The sequence below is a fragment of the Tardiphaga sp. 37S4 genome (assembly GCF_021044645.1).
Taxonomy (GTDB): Bacteria; Pseudomonadota; Alphaproteobacteria; order Rhizobiales; family Xanthobacteraceae; genus Tardiphaga; species Tardiphaga robiniae.
This window is the reverse complement of record NZ_CP088008.1, coordinates 1,577,960-1,594,513: the sequence shown is the minus strand read 5'-3', so window position 1 is coordinate 1,594,513 and position 16,554 is coordinate 1,577,960. Positions and strand designations below refer to the sequence as shown.

The 16,554-nt window shown below is 59.9% G+C and carries 17 protein-coding genes; 7 read left to right on the top strand and 10 right to left on the bottom strand.

The window, feature by feature from the left end; genetic code table 11:
- Window positions 1–22: 22 nt before the first annotated feature.
- From LPB73_RS07655 to LPB73_RS07635, 5 genes are all read left to right on the top strand, one after another.
- Entirely contained in the window at window positions 23–472 is a 450-nt protein-coding gene (locus LPB73_RS07655; protein WP_231080191.1) for a hypothetical protein, read from the top strand.
- Entirely contained in the window at window positions 472–918 is a 447-nt protein-coding gene (locus tag LPB73_RS07650; protein ID WP_231080190.1) for a hypothetical protein, read from the top strand. The genes LPB73_RS07655 and LPB73_RS07650 overlap by 1 nt, the downstream gene beginning before the upstream one ends.
- 16 nt (window positions 919–934) lie before the next feature.
- On the top strand, window positions 935–1,657 hold the full coding sequence (locus LPB73_RS07645; protein ID WP_231080189.1) for an SOS response-associated peptidase: 723 nt from the start codon (window positions 935–937) through the stop codon (window positions 1,655–1,657).
- Window positions 1,654–1,983, top strand: a complete 330-nt coding sequence (locus LPB73_RS07640; protein ID WP_231080188.1) for a hypothetical protein — start codon at window positions 1,654–1,656, stop codon at window positions 1,981–1,983. Before LPB73_RS07645 ends, LPB73_RS07640 begins: the two co-directional genes overlap by 4 nt.
- 347 nt (window positions 1,984–2,330) lie before the next feature.
- Window positions 2,331–2,561 carry a hypothetical protein gene (locus LPB73_RS07635; protein ID WP_231080187.1) on the top strand — a complete coding sequence of 77 codons (231 nt, stop codon included), beginning with the start codon at window positions 2,331–2,333 and terminating at the stop codon, window positions 2,559–2,561.
- Between the two features lie 100 nt (window positions 2,562–2,661).
- Here LPB73_RS07635 and LPB73_RS07630 read toward each other — a convergent pair whose 3' ends face one another.
- The 5 genes from LPB73_RS07630 to LPB73_RS07610 all read right to left on the bottom strand — a co-directional run bounded on the left by LPB73_RS07630 (window position 2,662) and on the right by LPB73_RS07610 (window position 5,115).
- Window positions 2,662–3,048, bottom strand: a complete 387-nt coding sequence (locus LPB73_RS07630) for a septal ring lytic transglycosylase RlpA family protein (protein ID WP_231080186.1) — start codon at window positions 3,046–3,048, stop codon at window positions 2,662–2,664.
- Between the two features lie 21 nt (window positions 3,049–3,069).
- Window positions 3,070–3,519 (bottom strand): hypothetical protein, encoded by a 450-nt coding sequence (locus LPB73_RS07625; RefSeq protein WP_231080185.1) that lies wholly within the window; start codon window positions 3,517–3,519, stop codon window positions 3,070–3,072.
- Window positions 3,501–3,884 carry a hypothetical protein gene (locus tag LPB73_RS07620; protein WP_231080184.1) on the bottom strand — a complete coding sequence of 128 codons (384 nt, stop codon included), beginning with the start codon at window positions 3,882–3,884 and terminating at the stop codon, window positions 3,501–3,503. The genes LPB73_RS07625 and LPB73_RS07620 overlap by 19 nt, the downstream gene beginning before the upstream one ends.
- 233 nt (window positions 3,885–4,117) lie before the next feature.
- On the bottom strand, window positions 4,118–4,372 hold the full coding sequence (locus tag LPB73_RS07615; RefSeq protein WP_231080183.1) for a hypothetical protein: 255 nt from the start codon (window positions 4,370–4,372) through the stop codon (window positions 4,118–4,120).
- Window positions 4,372–5,115, bottom strand: a complete 744-nt coding sequence (locus LPB73_RS07610; RefSeq protein WP_231080182.1) for a hypothetical protein — start codon at window positions 5,113–5,115, stop codon at window positions 4,372–4,374. The genes LPB73_RS07615 and LPB73_RS07610 overlap by 1 nt, the downstream gene beginning before the upstream one ends.
- A gap of 59 nt (window positions 5,116–5,174) precedes the next feature.
- Here LPB73_RS07610 and LPB73_RS07605 point away from each other — a divergent pair, with 59 nt between their 5' ends.
- The gene (locus LPB73_RS07605) at window positions 5,175–5,534 is read left to right on the top strand and encodes a hypothetical protein (protein WP_231080181.1); all 360 of its coding nucleotides are present in this window, start codon (window positions 5,175–5,177) and stop codon (window positions 5,532–5,534) included.
- Here LPB73_RS07605 and LPB73_RS07600 read toward each other — a convergent pair whose 3' ends face one another.
- On the bottom strand, window positions 5,535–6,296 hold the full coding sequence (locus LPB73_RS07600) for a TIGR02594 family protein (protein WP_231080180.1): 762 nt from the start codon (window positions 6,294–6,296) through the stop codon (window positions 5,535–5,537).
- A 505-nt stretch (window positions 6,297–6,801) separates the two neighbouring features.
- On the opposite strand from LPB73_RS07600, the gene LPB73_RS07595 reads away from it, so the two are divergent.
- Complete coding sequence (locus LPB73_RS07595; RefSeq protein ID WP_231080179.1) at window positions 6,802–8,349, top strand: hypothetical protein; 1,548 nt, start codon at window positions 6,802–6,804, stop codon at window positions 8,347–8,349.
- Here the strand turns inward: LPB73_RS07595 and LPB73_RS07590 are convergent, their stop codons facing one another.
- From LPB73_RS07590 to LPB73_RS07575, 4 genes are all read right to left on the bottom strand, one after another.
- A complete protein-coding gene (locus tag LPB73_RS07590; RefSeq protein WP_231080178.1) occupies window positions 8,350–9,657 on the bottom strand; it encodes a hypothetical protein in 1,308 nt (435 codons plus the stop codon).
- Between the two features lie 191 nt (window positions 9,658–9,848).
- Complete coding sequence (locus tag LPB73_RS07585) at window positions 9,849–11,744, bottom strand: hypothetical protein (protein ID WP_231080177.1); 1,896 nt, start codon at window positions 11,742–11,744, stop codon at window positions 9,849–9,851.
- A 573-nt stretch (window positions 11,745–12,317) separates the two neighbouring features.
- A complete protein-coding gene (locus LPB73_RS07580; RefSeq protein WP_231080176.1) occupies window positions 12,318–16,130 on the bottom strand; it encodes a host specificity factor TipJ family phage tail protein in 3,813 nt (1,270 codons plus the stop codon).
- Entirely contained in the window at window positions 16,127–16,525 is a 399-nt protein-coding gene (locus LPB73_RS07575) for a C40 family peptidase (RefSeq protein ID WP_256461273.1), read from the bottom strand. The genes LPB73_RS07580 and LPB73_RS07575 overlap by 4 nt, the downstream gene beginning before the upstream one ends.
- Window positions 16,526–16,554 lie beyond the last annotated feature (29 nt).

Genomic DNA, 16,554 nt, shown 5'->3' with positions numbered 1-16,554 from the left:
ACCGTCATGCTTGGACGCCCATATGGCTCCGAAATATCACCCCACGCCCCTATCGGGTGGCGACCGAAAAGCTCTCAACAAGGAGCTGACGAAGGCGCGCGGAGTGACACTGATGCTGGCCCGGCAGTCGGACGACCTGCGTGCGAAGGGCGAAGCTCTAATCCGCGAAGCCGACAAGCTGTCCTGCGAAAGCTGGAACGAGCGCATGTGGGCGGACGGCGAACCGATCGACCCGTCACCGACCGTTGATCAGGCAATCAATGGCGGCTTCCTCTGGCTCGAAATCGAATGCTCAAGATGTCGGATCAAGCGCGACGTTAGCCTTGCCGAACTCCCGCATGTCGACACGACCTGCATCCACGACCTTGCCACCCGTCTGCGCTGCGAACGATGTGCGAAAGCACGAAAACGCCCCCTGGCGACTTTGCTGCAATTGGCACCCAACCGACGGCACGCCACGGAGGCGCCGTGATGCCGGAGCTGACACGGCGGCGCACCGATGATCGTTTTGAGGCCTGGGAGATCTGGTACGGCGACGTGCAGGTCGGCACCATCGCTCAGCAAGACTGGGATCCGAACCCTGAGCGATCTGGCGTCTGGCAATGGTCTTGCGGCTTTTACCCGCTCCATCGCGATCAATGCTTCAGAGGCGTCGCAAGGGACTTCGAAACGGCCCGAGCCGCCTTCGATGCCGCTTGGAACGTGTTCCTGCCCAAGCGCACCGCGGCGGAGTTCGAGGCCTCGCGCCGCGACAAACAGTGGACTGCCAACAAAAACGCGCTATGGGATGCCGGCTATACCGAGCAAATCCGGCGTGGCGAGATCCACTGCCCGTGCGGCGAGACATTCAACCCACGATTCCACGACCAGACGATGGCCCATATCAGCCACATCACCGGACGAGCACCGGGCACGTAACGGACAGGAATGCTGTATGTGCAATCTGTATTCGATGACGAAGAACCAGGACGCCATCCGCCGGCTGTTCAATTTCGACGTTGACAGCACGGGTAACCTCCCCTCGATGCCGGGCATCTTTCCGGACTACCCGGCGCCGATCGTGCGCAACGCTGGCGGCACAACAGAGCTGACACTGGCACGATGGGGCATGCCATCATCTCAGTTCGCTCAGATGCAGGCCACGAAGAAGCGGGCAGCGAAGCTGGAGGAGAAGGGTAAGCCGGTCGATTTCAAGGAGCTCCTGAGGATGGAGCCCGATGGCGGGACGACCAACATTCGCAATCTCGACAGCAAGCACTGGAAGCGATGGCTCGGTGTCGAGTCCCGATGCCTTGTGCCATTCACGTCCTTCAGCGAGTTCAACAAAGCTGAGGGCGGTGATATCTGGTTCGCTTTTGACGACACCAGGCCTCTGGCATTCTTTGCGGGAATCTGGACGAACTGGACATCGGTTCGGAAGGTCAAGGAAGGTGAGACAACCAACGATATCTTCGCCTTTCTCACCACCGAACCGAATGCCGAAGTCGGCGCAATCCACCCGAAAGCAATGCCCGTTATCCTGACGACCCCTGAAGAGCTGCAAGCCTGGATGACGGCCCCCGCCGACGAGGCAATGAAGCTTCAGCGCTCCCTACCGGATGGTGCGCTGAAAATCGTCGGTCGCGGCAAGAAGAAAGACGAAGCGCCTACCCTATGAGCAAGCCGTTCGAGAAGCACGTCAAAGACCGCCCCTATGCCAAACCTGAAGCCGCAGCAGCACGCCTGCTGGAAATCGCAAAGACAATCGGTTCCGACCGGAGGGGCATGATCCCGATCGGCGCGTGGAACGCGACCTTTCTCGATAGGGACAAGGCCAACGTGGCCGAATACACCCTTGGCCGGGATCATCTCATCGCGAGCGGTCTGATTGAGATGGACGGCAGCGGCGGGTATATCATGTGGGGCCCTAATTGCGCGCCGGCTGATCGAACCGAAATGAGCGCAGAGCTTAAGTTCCCAGCCGCATCGCTTGGGTTGAAATGACTGCCGGAACCAATCCGCCGCGGGACGCTTGAATCCGCCGTTCAGTTGCGGAGTTGCGTTGTGTCCTGGTCTACCCGATTCCCCGAGCCTATAGCCCTGCCCGAAGGCGGTAAGCTGGCCACCCTGCAGGATGCCGGGACCTATATCACCAAGTTACCGAAACAGACACAGGCCACGACGGCTTGGCAGAACGCGACGCACGTCCTCATCCAAGCAGCTGACCACGGCGGTCCGATCGAATTCGCCCGGCTAGGTATGATGCAGGCATTGCACCCAAAAGCGGAGCCGGTTTACGATACCAGCCGTAAAGATCCACATTGGGGGCGCCGTAAGCTGGCGCATGTGCGATGAAACCCAGAGATCACGACTATCGCAAAAACCCTCGCCGAGGACAGCGCATCTCCGATGGGTTCGTGAGAGAGACGCACACCCTGCCGCTAGAGGCAGCCAGAGCCAAGGCCCGGGAATTCATCCGCCGATATCCGATCGAGGGTTATTCCACGGAAGTGGAGTACTACCGCGAGCTCGATGACGGCCGGATCGAGTTTACAATGCGCAGGCTGCCTTCAGCAGACTGATTTTCTGCAAATAAAAAAGTCCGACACCATCGCTAGCGCCGGGCAAGTTTACAGAGAAAACAGGACCGGTCATCCCGGCCGCCCTCTCGGGCTTCGTTGGCTACTGGACGGCGACGCGCGCGATTCCGCCCATGCCGATTGCATTGGCTGCTGCTCGAGACAGATCGATGCAGCGCCCTTTGATGAACGGCCCGCGGTCCGTAATCCGCACCCGTACCGATCGACCATTGGCCTTGTTCGTGACTGTGACGTGGCTGCCGAAGCGCCTGGTGCGGTGCGCGGCCGTCAGGGCGTAGGTGTTGAACCGCTCGCCCGACGCCGTCCGGCGCCCGTGGTAGCCGTCCCCCACGCCGTACTGGCTGGCGATGCAGGTTTCCTCCTTGGTCAGGGTGACGTTGATCGATACGACGCCTTCGAGAAAGTTCTGGGCAGACGCAGGCGTGACGAAGAGAGCGCACAGCAAAGCTGCCGCTGGAAGGCGGGTCATAAGGAATCCTTTGGTGATGCTTCAGGGGGTCTTGATGACGAAATTGATGTCGCGCGTGCCGCCCGTGATGGGCCAGAAGCGCTGGAGCGGATTGCAGATGTAGATCGAAGCCGTCCGGTATTTGGCCGGGCCAGGCTCGAGGCCGAGCGGCACCTTCACCGGCTGTACAAAGCGGTCATCGCCGAGCGGGAGACCGGCATTCACGTTGAGGTCATCGAGCTCGTACCGTGTGTTGAAGCGGTCGATGATGAATCGGTCGATCGACACAGCGCAGGACCGGTGCCGGCGGACCAGATAGTCAATCCTGAGTTCGCCGCCAGCCGCGACCACCGGCGAGACGGGTTCGGCCGATATGACCACCGTCGGCAACTCCCGGTCGATGACCCAAACCCCGGCGCCACCACCGATGACCGCCGCGAACAGGATGGCGAAGAAGAAAACTAGCCGATATGTCACCGTGCCTTGAGCCATGCCGACACCTTTTCCCAAATGAGAACCATGCTGACGAAGACCCCGAAGAACGTAACCGCGCCCCACTTACTGATCCGGCCTAGCAGCTGCAGCGCGACCACAAGCCGGATTCCCTCCTGAAGATTGGCAACCTCCTCCGGCCGGGCTTCGGTCAGAAAGGTCAGCGTCTCGGGCTTGGCGTGCGACAAGAAGTTTGTCAGCGCTTCAAACCGCGGATCACCGAGGCGCCGAAGAAACTCCAGCCCATCGGCATTCATGTCGCCTATGATGTCCGACAGGTTGAGCAGGTTTGCTACCCGCTGGTCCGTCAACATTGTCAGAAGCACCCGTTGAGGCTCGGTCAGGTCGACTGACTTTGCGGTCATTTCCTGCCTTCACTTCTTTCTCCGACACGCTCGCGCGATGTCGCGATCACCGATCGACTGGACGGCGACCTTGGCCAACGCGCTATTGGGAGCGGCCCGCAACTCGGTCGCCACCCGCTTTTGAAAGTCCTTCGACCATGTCCGAACCGGCGGACAGACGACTGCTGGGGCCGGCGTTGGCATGGTGCAAGTCAGTTGTGCATAGATGAACACCCAGCCCGTGCAGGTGAACGTCATGCCGAGCCCTCCTCGAGCCGCGCGATCGCGTCGTCGACGGTCTGCGGCGCGTTCTGAGCGGCTTCAAGCTCGCGCTCTGTGGCCTCGCGGGCTTCGGTCTGCTGATCCCGTTCGGCCGTGACTCGACCAAGGTCCTTTAACGCCTGTTCATTGCGCTGCTTCTCAAGCCATGTGTTCAGCGAAGTCCCGAAGGCGTTGAACAACGCCTCCAGGACCTTGAGCAGCGCGGCTCCTGCGAGCCCGCTGAACATCAGCTTGCCGAGACGGTGCTGACAGCTGCGGGAAGCGCCGCGTCACTGGCGCCCTCACCCAGGTTCAGGCGAGCCCAGATCTTCTTGGCCAACCCTTCAGGACCACCGGCCCACGACTGCAGCCAGCCCGGGGCGTTGTCGACGGCATACTGCAGCGCCTTGGCCAGCACCTCGTTGCCGACTTCGACGGTCAAGGTCTTGTCCTTCACCGCGCCCTGTACCGCGTTGAGGCCGTAACCAATGGCGTTGTTCAGCAAGAGCTCGACCCGGGCATTGCCGAAGATGGCCACGATGTTCGCCGGAAGCTTCCGAAGCATCACCATAGCGACCGATGCAAGCAGCCAGGCGATGGCCTGGCCGGCCTGCGAGACGGTCGCGCCCCACGCCCACGTCACTTTGGTAGTTTCGGATACGGACTGAGCGACGGTTTCGGGGGCGGCACCGTCTGCAGCGAATGCCAGCATTGGAGCAGCCACGACAAAGAGGGCAGCCGCCAGGGCCGCCAAAACAAAGCGCTTCATAGTTTCACCTTTGAGGGTTTCAATTTGCTCGGAGGCCGCCGAGCGCGGTACGGACTGCGCGGGAATCAGATGATGCAGATGCGCAGAAAACTTGAGTTGGCGATGATCGCGATGTACGGAGCAGTTCTGCTCGCCGGAATCTCGGTCGAGGCCATCGCGTCGGTCGTCAAATAAACAACGACCTCTGACCACGGCATGCGCATGGAGGCTTGCGATTTCCAACGCGACGGCTAGGCTGCGGCACTCAACTGGAGGCTGTGACTATGACGTACCGAGGCGCCGTGGCTTTGCTCGCTTTACTGCTTCTTACTGGCTGCGGCCGAAATGACGACGAAGTACTGAAACAGATCGCAGCGGCTACCAAGGCGAACGCAGAAACATCGAAGCAGATACTTGATGCCCTCAAATCACTGCAAACGAGCCCCGAACTCCTAGCCTCAGTTAAGGCAATCGAGACAAACACGAGCAAGATAGCTGCTTCGATCGAAAAGATTCAGCCGTCGCCGGCCGCCGCAAAAGCCCCGTTTGCCTTCCCTGCCGTCATAGAGCCCGCTGGCAATGGGCCGGCTGAATGTGCAAAGCTTGGTTACGCTGAGGCGCTTCCCTATTCGAATGATCCTCGGTGGTTTGTCTGCAAATAACTAAGCTTCAGACCCAGCTTTCATCGCCTGCCCGGTTGCGCTCATCTTGCGGCCAGCGGTCGGCAGCGGCACGCCGGCCGGCCAGCGGATCGCCTTGATGGGCCGGGACTTCGGGATCTTGGTGACGTTAACGCTGTCGGACTGATTGCCCCCGCGGCAGTAGTAATAGTTCGCGTCCTCGGACTCATAGAGCGTGACGTGGCCGCCACCGGTGCGGCTGTAGACCATCACAGCGCCGGGCGTTGGCACTTTGAGCCGCTGACCCCAGGTTGCCCACGCGAGCGCTGAGAGCGGCGCGCTGGCCGGCTTGATGCCGTTCACGGCGAAGACGTAGCCGATCCCCAGGCCGCACCACGGGATCGAGTCATGATTGTACCAGCCGACGTTCCCCTTCAACTCCGGATAGCGCCGGACGATCTCGTGGGCCATCTCGATGATGAACGGGTTGTCCTTTGAGGACGGGGCTTCCTTCGTTCCGGTGATGGCGCGCATGGTCGATAGCCAGGGCGCGACCTTCAGGACCGACGGCGGCGGCGCGATCTTGTCGAGCTCTGCGGCAGTCGGCTTGTCGACCACGCCATCCGGCTGCAATCCATGGCTCGCCTCGAAGGCCTTCAGGGCGGTCTGGGTGATGGTTCCGAAGCCACCGTCGGCCTCAAGATCGTATCCCGCATTGCGCAAAGCGAGTTGAACGGCGGTCACGGCCGGCCCCGTTGCGCCCATGCGCAAGGGTCCCGACGCAACGAGGGCGGCGATTGTCATAGTTTTTCTCCGTGGGTGGGAATGTCGGGTAGAAACTGTTTCTGCCACGCAACAGTGGGCGTGTTCCGCACAGGGACCTCAGATTCCCTCTTCTCAAAATTGTGTGGACAGAATTGAATTTGCCTTGCGCGTAGAAATGGCCGGAGGGGGACAACCCGCGACCAGGATTTCAATTACGCGCAAGGGGGCCGTTGACCCTGCAGGCGGCGGTCCCCGCCTTGTTCAAGAGGTGCGTCGTGGGCCGCTATGAAAAACTGATGATTGGCCTGATGCTACTTGCAACCGCCTGCGCCGCCCCCGCTGCCGCATTTATGGCGATGATCATTCACGGGTGATCTGCCCGGTGCTCTTCTCACTACAAGCGAGGGACCGCCCGCCACAAGGGCAGCGATGGTCACGGTGGTTCTCCTGGGTGGTCAGATGCGAAGTGATGCGGTCCTTCACATCCAGAGGCTGCTTCTGTTAAACGTACCGATGCGCGGTGGCGCACCCGGGGAGCTCATTTATGGACGAAGACCGCCGCGGATCCTCCGCAGGCAATGCGACTCTTCTGCTCGCAATGTCGCTAATCATGTTCGGTGCAAAGGCGATAGTCATTGCCAATTACGGCAGCTCCGTCCCTTATTGGGATCAGTGGGACGGCGAAGCCGCTCTGTTGTACGGTCCATACCTCGACGGCAACCTAACGAGCGCCGCCATGTTCGCATCGCACAACGAACATCGGATTCTGTGGACGAGGATTGCGGATCTCGGAATTCTCAACATTGCTGGGCAATGGGATCCAATCCTTCAAATGCTCGTAAATGCGATGATTCACATCGGAGCGTCCGTTCTTCTGGTAGCGCTCCTCCTACGCCCGATAACCCCTTTCAGAGACCGCTTGGTGCTGGTCACCATCTCGGCGATTGCGTTCTCTCTGCCCGTAGGCTGGGAGAATCTGCTGGCTGGCTTCCAATCACAGTTTTACTTTCTGCTGCTGTTCTCAACTATCGCATTCTGGTTACTTACGCGCGATCGAGCTCTGTCCCCATACTGGTTCGCTGGAATCGCTGCGCTGGGCGCTTGCTATTTTTCCGTGGCGTCCGGAACGTTGTTATTCTTCGTTGCGGCCGCTTTAGCGCTCTTTCAGATGATCAAGGGCGATAGGCTGGATGCGAAAGGATGGGCAGCCTTTTTTATCTTGATTGTGCTCGGCATCCTCTGCCTGACTTATGTGAATCGCCCACCGTACCACGACCAACTAAAGGCCAAAAACTTCATGGAATTTGCAGAGCCGCTGGTCACTTTGCTCGGCTTTCCGTTCCTCTCGATCACCAGATTGAACTTTGAACTGAAGGTTCTTCTTCTGCCGATCGCCACGGCGCCTGCGTGTCTTTTGGCATTCAAGTTCCTTACGACGAGGAAGCGACCTACGCAGTACGAATGGTTCGCCGCGCTCGCGCTCGCTGCTATCGTGGCTCAGGCCATCTCCGTCGCATACAGCCGCTCTCAGGGGTTTCTCTCCCCTCGGTACCTCGACATCCTTCTTCCTGCCATCCCTATTGGCTTCGCGACTCTGTGTTTCTTTGAGCGTGGCCGGTATCTACGCCTCCTGTGGGCTGTTATGGCAACGGCCTGTCTCGTGATTTTTGCCGTGCGCTCGACAGCACCCCAGATCGATCAACGCAAAACTCAAACCGATGCTCAAATGACGAATCTAAAGGCGTTTCTCGCAACGTCAAATATCCAGTCTCTTCAAGATAAGCCTTACTTGCATGTACCCTACCCAACGCCAGAACGCCTCGCGCAAATTCTGGCGATGCCAAAAATCCGCGCGATACTTCCAGAAGAACTCCGCCCCTCCGATGCATCAACCGCCGCGCTTCGAACATCGATGTTCCCTCATACGGTCGTCTATTCTTTAGTAAAAGCCTTGAAGGAGCTTACCTTGCGGTTCGGCGCGGTATTTCTTTCGCTCGGAATCGGGCTGCTCTTACTTTGCACCGTTCGACTTGCGGGTTCGTCTCGACCCACCTTCTCCGTTGGCGACACCAGCGAACGACCAGCTTCTTAGTTAGGGCAGCACCACCACAACGCATTCGGCGATCGACATAGGCGGGACGTTCGACGTCCCGACCTGAGTCACGTTGCCATTGATAGATGAGATCGAACCGCGTGGAGTGAAGTTGCCGGACGAGTTCATTCCTCCAAGACCAGCCGGGAGCGCCTGCACGCCGGAAGGTCCAGCGGAGTAAGCCGAAAGCCCGCCCCACACACCGCCGTCCGAGGTGACATTAACGGGGTCGTTGATGCCCGAGAACGTGGGAGTGATATTCGGCAGTTGGTTCTGCGCGATCGCGAACCCTTCGACGCCACCCACCGCGCCAATCCGGCTTCCTGCTCCGAAGTATGACGCAGTCAGCCTGCTTGCGGCGTTAAAGTTCATATCGTCACGGCCAGCTATTGTCCGGCCGCGGCAGTCGGTCACGCCAACCGTCGTGCTGTCACCGCCCGCGCCGTATCCGGTGATAAAGAAGCGCACTGATTGCGCCCCGTTGGCGGTTGCCGTCGCCGACATAGTGACAGACGTTCCACTAATGCTGGCAATTGTCGTGCCGGCCTGAATGCCAATACCTTCTATCGGCATCCCGATTCCCAAACCGCTTGGATTGGCCAATCCTGTGATTGTGGTATTGCCTGCGGTTAGTGTCGCGATCTGCACGCGCGTCATCGCCGCGAAATAGTCCGGATAGGCGGAACGAGAAAGCGCCTGTCCTACTTTGTAGACCGTCTTGGAGGGGATTGTCCCCCACTCCCCGTAGAGCGTCGTACCGATTGGCACCGACGGATTGACCACCGCCGAACCGTCCGCCTTCGTGTAAGCAAACACGGCGACGTTGGTGGAAGTCTTGGCGACGACCAAGAAGCGATCGCCGGCTGCCGTGGTGATGTTAGCGCCAGATGGCAACTCAATCGCGGTGCCATTGGCCAGCGTGAATGCCCCGCCGGCCGTGACCACCTTGACGGTCCCTGGAACGGCATTGGCATTCGCGAGCGCCGAGATCGACGTGGTGCCGGAGATGGTGATTGCGGCAGCGGTGTTTGACCAAAGATCTGTCGTGCCTGCGCTGGCAATGGTTGCCGATCCGCCGCCGATCGGCGGAGCCCATAGATGGTTGGACGAATCCAGAGCTCCGATGACGACCCACGCGGTACCGTCGTATTGCTTGAGCACGTTCGGTGTGACCGACGTATCGAGCCACACCTGCCCTTTGATCGGCACGGCGGTGCAATCCGTCGATGGCGCCGATGCGCCGGAGTTGCTGGAGATCAGCGCAGCGATGGCTGCATTGACACCCTGCGCGAATGTCAGACCGGACACCGTCCCCGTCGTGGGGAGGCAACCCGTTCCTTGCGCAGCCGGGGCCGCATTCATCAGACCAAGCGATAGCGCGCCGGCAAGCGCCAGCGAGATCAGCCGATTGCTCATCGAGTAGTTCCTTCGTTGATATAGAAAGGGAGTTTGCGCTTGGGAAGCCTATGACGCCTATCGATCGCGAGCTCAGCGAGCTCCTAAAGCTCAGCGCTCAAATCAATTGTTCCGGTTCCGAGGTTTTCGAAAGTCTCGACGCCGCTACCGGCAACGAGGCCGGACATGGCGGATGGCGCCACCAACAGTGACACTGTGCTGGCGTTGAAAGGCCCCGTATACCCGCCCCAAGCGACGCCTGCGCCTGATGCATTGTAGACGACAAAACTCGCATAGTTGGTGATCGTCATCGTAGGCACTGCGCGCTTTTTTGCGTAATTGAGTACGATATATGCCGACGACGTACTGATCGCATGTCCGACACCAATCATGCCGCCCGGTCCGAGCCTCTCGAAATAGCGCAGACAACGCGTGAACTCTTGAACGTAGTCAGGCATCACGAACGGTGTAGCAACCGAGCCCGACTCGAGCTTCACCGACCCAAGCGTGCAGCTGCTGGCGCCATTGCCGAACTCGACCGACATGGTGGTGCCGGCCGTCTGCCCGGCGATTGCAACGGGCCCCGCCGTATATGAGCCCGATGGGGTTGCGGTGTTGACGCCGTATCGCGCTTGGCAGGTACCCGACCAACTTAGGGTGTAGGATCCGCCGACGACATTCTTGTCCTCGACAACCTGCATGAGCGTCTTATTGGCCGCGATGGTGATCGTCGTGCTGCTGGCCAGTTGAGTAAATGAATAATCGCCGCCACTTGCACCGGCCTTCCAGCGATCATGCCCGTAGGCTCCGGCGGCGAGCGTCGCGCCGGAAGCGTATCCGCGTTGATTGATCCTAAAGTCGTTTATTAGAACATTGCTGCCCACTGAGACAGTGCACGTTCCGGATCCGGTAATCGTGCAAGTGCCGGAGACGCCGACAGCCCCACCCGCAGCAATCGTGACACTCGTAACACCGCCGCCGCCGCCTCCGGCGCCAGGTGTCGTGATCGCACGCCAGCGAGAGGCCACACCGTCGTATCGGAGGGTGACGGACGTATCGAGCGCCAAGGTCATATCGCCGCCGAGCAAGAAACGGTTTGCGGCGGCCGAGCCGGCGTCCTGATTGGTCAGGATGATGCTTTGCGCGCCAACATTGTGAATGACCTTGAGGTCGCCCTCAGCCTGCCCGCACGACAGTCCCGTGATGTTTCGGGTAGCATTGCTCGATAGGCGAAGCGTCAACTTGGTGCTGCAGGTATTCGACCCGTCGGTCGCGGTGTAATCGTTCTGGTTTGCTGTGACCTGCGTCGATGTGACGAAGCTGGAAAGCTTGAGTGTGCCTTGGCTATCCTCGACCCCCGTGAATACGGGGTTCGCCGAATTCGCCTTGAGAGCGATGTTTCCGACGACCTTCTGGAACGCCGTCAGGATCGAGTCTGACGATGACACCGTGCCGGCACCGGCCGAAAAGGCCGTGAGGACTTTTGCAATCACCGATGCATTTGTCACCGTCGTAGCATTGCCGACGCTGGTGACTTCACCTGTCAGGTTGGCGTTGGTCGTGACATTGCCGGCGGTGAGACCAGGCGCCGTACCGGTTGCGTTGGTCAACACGATCGACGAAGGCGTGCCGCCGGCGCCGTTAAACAAGACTGCCGCGCCGGCTGAGCCGATGTTCACGCCGAGCGCCGCCGCCACACCCGTCCCGAAACCAGTGATATCAGATGCAAGGCGGACCGTGCAGACGTTGCCGGTTGAGCCGCAATTGTATGTGGTATTCGTAAGAGTTTTGGTGGCGCCCCACTTCGTGACGTCGCTGGTGTTGTCGACGTTTCCGAGACCGACGTCAGCCTTGACGATCCACGCCTTGATCCACGTCTTGATCGCCGCGAGCGTCTGCTTCAGGTTTCCGGCGCCCTGATTGGTCGGGAATGTATCGGCATCTGCAGCCGCAGCTGCGGCAGACATTCCAGAGAAGGCCGGCAACTGCGCGAGCGCCACGGTCCCAGCTACGTCGGTAAAATTCGGCTGCGCGCAACTCGGAACGCCCGACGTGGTGACTTCGTTCAGCCACTGCGATGCCGAGCAGGTCTTAGACTGGACGCCGCCGAGGGTTGATGAAGTTGGCACCGGCAACCGCGCCGCCGGCAGAGTACCGGTCGTCAGATCGGCCGCGCTCGAGCTGGTGGCCACGGCGGCGATCAGGGCACCGTTGCGATAAGGCGTCCAGACATGGGTCGAGGTGTTTAGTTGACCGAACGCCACCCACGACGCACCATCATAGGTCTTAAAAGTGATGACAGGCGACGCGCTAGTATCTGCCCAGCATTGGAACGCCTTCGGCAGCCCGCCCGGTCCGTTGGCCGGCGCCGTCGTCCCCGAGTTGCACGACTGGATTGCGAGCAACGCCGCATTCAGCGTCGTCATCACTTCCGTCATGGTTTTCGGGCCGACGATCGGTCCCACGATTGTGCCCTGATCCGCGCGCGCTGGCGTGATCAACAACAGCGCAAGCGGGAGCGCTCGCAGAAAGCGTAGAGCCTTCATTCGGTCAGTCCTTTGATGGTTAGAAGTTCACCAGCCTTGGATGGTGATGTTAGTCTTGGGTGCGTCGGTCTGCACGCCGGCGAGCCGGGGAATGATCGTGCATCCGTTCTTAGTGAGGCTGGTCACTTCGAAGTCGAAATTCGACGCCGACGTGTTGGTGATCTGGATCAGCGGCAGGGCGTCGGCGTTGGGCCCGCCATTGAAAGGCTCCGCAATGGTCTTCCCGTTCGAGGCGAATACGATATCGAGCCCAGCCGCCGGGACAGTCTTCAGGTTGAGCGATGTGCCGACCCCGGCGACCAGCGCCCATGTGTCGACACGATCAGGCACGTCGACGCTGAAAGTGAAATCCAGGCAGATAGCCGTGACCTGAGGATCGTAAGTCTTGAGCACCATCCGCGCCCGAAACCAGCGGCCAACATACAAGCCTGGCTCATATTTGATCCACGGCCCGAAGGAGACGTCCGAACTGAATACGTCCGGCTCCGCAAAGATGTCGTTGCCCGGATTCTCAGAAGGATCGAGGTTGAACACGTCGCCGATGCTGTCGTTCTGCGCAACCGAAATCTCCGGATAAACCTCAACTAGATCCGTCGACCCGGCCGCGAGGAAGTCCGGATTATTGAGAATATCGGGGTTCGACAGTATGTCGTCAGTCGCGACTTGCCCTGTGCCCTTCCATGTGATGGTGACCCGACACGCTGTGGCGCGCCTTGCATCGACGTAACGTGACGGCGCGATCTCATAGGTGCCGTCGCCCTGCCCGCCGAGATTGAGGATGTCCGGCGTGCCGAGAAAGTCAGGGGCAGAGAGAATGTCGCTTGAGCCCCCGGTGCGGATCAGAACGCCGGACTTGGCGACCGTCCCCGTATAGACACCGGCCCATCCATCAGCCTTCTCATCTCTCGTCGCGATGACATTTTTGACGAGCGAGGCGCCTTCGATCTCAACTTGTGCAGCATTGACGCTGTACGACCGCAGCGCGTCAGGTCCGCAGTAAGCCTTAACCAGATAGGTCCCATTGCCGTGGGCCGCGAACGGGGGATGAGCAATCGTCCCGAGCTCAAGACCAGATTCCCAGCTATCGCCTTTTCGGACCGCGTACCGGATTGGCCGGTAGTCGACGACCTCGTCCCATGAGAGGGACGTATTGCTGTCGACATAGGCGACGGCCCGAATGGTCACGATATCAGGCGGCGGGGCCGAAAGACCCAGCAGCGTCAATTTCGAAAGTGTCACCCATTTCGAGAAGCTGTTGTCGTCGAACAGGAAGCGGACCCGAAAGCTCCACACGCCTGGCGCTTCAAGCGGAACATCGAGCGAGAACTGCGGGTACGGCAGAACGTCGAGCGGCTTCCAGTCGGCATCGCCGCTCGCGATTTGCACTTCCGAGGCGCCGATCTTGCCGCGCCGTGCTGCAGTCCATGAAAGCCGAATGATTGCGCGGACTGAATTGTCGAGCCCGTCCGTTGCCTCCAGATATCGAAAGTCCTGCGGCGCTAGGGTGAACGGGTCTGGCGGCACCGAAACATGCGCGTCATAATTCGGGATCGTGCCCTGATCGGCTTGCGAAATCTCCGGCGCATCATCAACCAACGTCAGCGCAGCAATCAGATCCTTCTGATGGGAGATGCCCTGAACGCGGTAGACGGTCGACTCTTGATCCGTTTCTCCAAAGCCAAAAAGAGTGCCGGTCTTCACCAGCGACAAGTCGCCCAACAATGTCAGGCTTGTGTATTCGCCCGCTACGGTCGCCGGATCGACAGAGAACTGCAGAGACCGTGCGTCTTCCGGGACGCGGACCTGAAAACCATATGTTTTGTCGGGCTCGATCGTGACTACTTCGTCGAAGGTGACGACCTGGCCACTTCGGCCCTTTACCCTGCCAGAAGCGAGGCCAATCAGAAGGACGTCGTGGGTGACCCTGACGCGATCCCCACGCGTGCAGACCAGATGCTCCCAGCCAGAGTTCAGCGTGATCTTTTCGGGCCGCAGCCTGGCTTGCGCAATCTGGAAACGACCATGCTTCCAAATCAGCGCCGGATCGGTCACGCCCGGAAACTGGATGCCCTCAAACAGAGTTGCGTTGCTAGCGTCGTAGCCATCGTCATAAACAATGCGCTCGTCCGCGGTGAACGAGTTCTTCTCATTGATAAAGTTGACGCGCCATCCGTGCGGCTGCTGGGCATACGCCCGCTGACCCTGAAAGCCCCATGAGTTGCGCGGCGTGAAGTGTTGAACGATAGAATCGTTCGGCCGGTCCCAGATGACACCCCATTTTCCGTCGATGAATGTAGGGACTGCACGACCAGCAGCGGCGATGTCGCACAGCTTGTCGTAAACAGAGCCAACCGAGGTAATTATCTGATTGAACTTGAACCCGTTGCTGACGCAATAGCTCCACCAAGCCTGCAGGTTTCCGAGATCAATGCGGGCGTCAGGCTCTGGGCGGGCATTGGCTGGACCTTGCAGGACATGGCGGAAAAGATCGGGTGGCCACTGAGATGCCGTGTTGGCGTTCCAGTTCGCGCCATCGAAGGCAGACACAAGCGACTGGCAAACGCCGTTCAGCGTATTGACGACGCCGGAAAGTTGGTTGGTCGCCTTGATCCGCATTGCCGTAACACAGAGAGGCTTTGGGAAAGCGATCGGCGGGGCATGCTTGATGCTACGTAATGCAGTCCATGTGACCGTATCCCTGATCTTGTCGCTATTGGCATCCGCCGTTGCCTTCTGGACCCGCACATCATATTGCCCACGCGGCACAACGAAGCGAAACCCAAGGCGCTGAGCGACCGTTGACCGCGTGAAATTCAGCGTCCCGAGATAAACCCAGTTGTTCGCCCCAGCGACACTATATTGGACCGGCACTAGGACGTTGTAGCCGTCAAGATTTCCGGTCTCGGAGTTGACCTGATAAATGCCCTGCGGTGCAGCTACGTCGCCAGTTACCTCATCTGTCTCCGGCGCCGTCGTGCGCACTTGCCATCCATCGGCGCTCAGAAGGTCGACTGCCAGAGTCTGCTCATCCACTTGCCCCGGATATAGCGTGATCGGCGCATCCCACGGGAAACCGGCGCGGTGCTCAATCTCGACCTCGGTGAACGCCGACAACGGGGTTTCACCGATCTGAATCTCGCTGACGTCGACGGGACCGTAGCCCCAGCAGAACAAAAGCCGCAGATACTGGTCGTCACCAATTATTTCTGTGTAGGGTTTCGCTGCATAATACGGCGACTGCCGGTGTCGTCCGAGAACGACCGGAACTGGCCCGAATGGATTTGACTGGTTCTGCGCGCCTTGAATTGAGTTGAGCGACCCCGGCACAGAGCTTGTGATGGCCGCGTCCGGAGGGCGCGTCGGGAACAGCGCATTAAGCGCCAGTGTTCCGGCGAGGATGATGCCTGCGGACACCAATGCAGTCGCCACCCCCGCGCTGATGCCGATAGCCGTTCCGAAAGCGCTCGCGGCCAAGACGCCGCCGATCGGGCCGGCAACGACAAGTGCCGCGACGGCCAGCACCAATCCCAAGACGTTTCGCAGACTCCCGCCCTGCAAACGCGGCGTAAAAGTCAGCGTTGCGCCGGCCTTGACCCTCACGCGAGACCACAGCCGCTCCTCGACCACATGGCCATCGATGTGCACAACGAAGTCCCGACGGAGCACCATTCCCGGCGTCGCGGAGAGCGCTTCCATAAGTATCTCGGTGATCGAGAGACCTGCGCGAACATGGCACTCGATGCGACCGCCATTGAGCGGATGCGTCTTGCCAATTGCGCGCACCGACGCCTCGGGCGCGATGATCTCCCCGTGCAGCGGTGCTTTGATGAGAGCATTCATTCATGAGTCCGGTACCGATAGAAGCCCACGACCCGATGCTTCAGCGGGCCCTCGCGATAGCGTTCGATTATGCTGGTCTCGCCGGACGACACATGCAGCAGTCGTCCAGGTTCAGTGACGATGCCTACGTGGCGAGGGAAACGGCCTTCACGCATCAGGACGGCGTCGAAGGGCTGCTCTTGACCAGGAGCGATTTCGTCCCAGGGATCGAGCTCGTCGGCGATCAAGGCAGCCAGCGCCTTGCGGTCGTCAGCAGTGACGTATTGGTCGGAATAGGACGGGAGCTCAATGCCACGCAGTTCGCGCATCGCATATGCTAGCAAGCCCCAGCAATCGTATGCAGGCCCCCTGCCCTTGTCCGCGTATGGGAGGCCGACGAAACAATCGAATGTCACCTTCCCGCCTGCATGAAGACCCGCGGTCC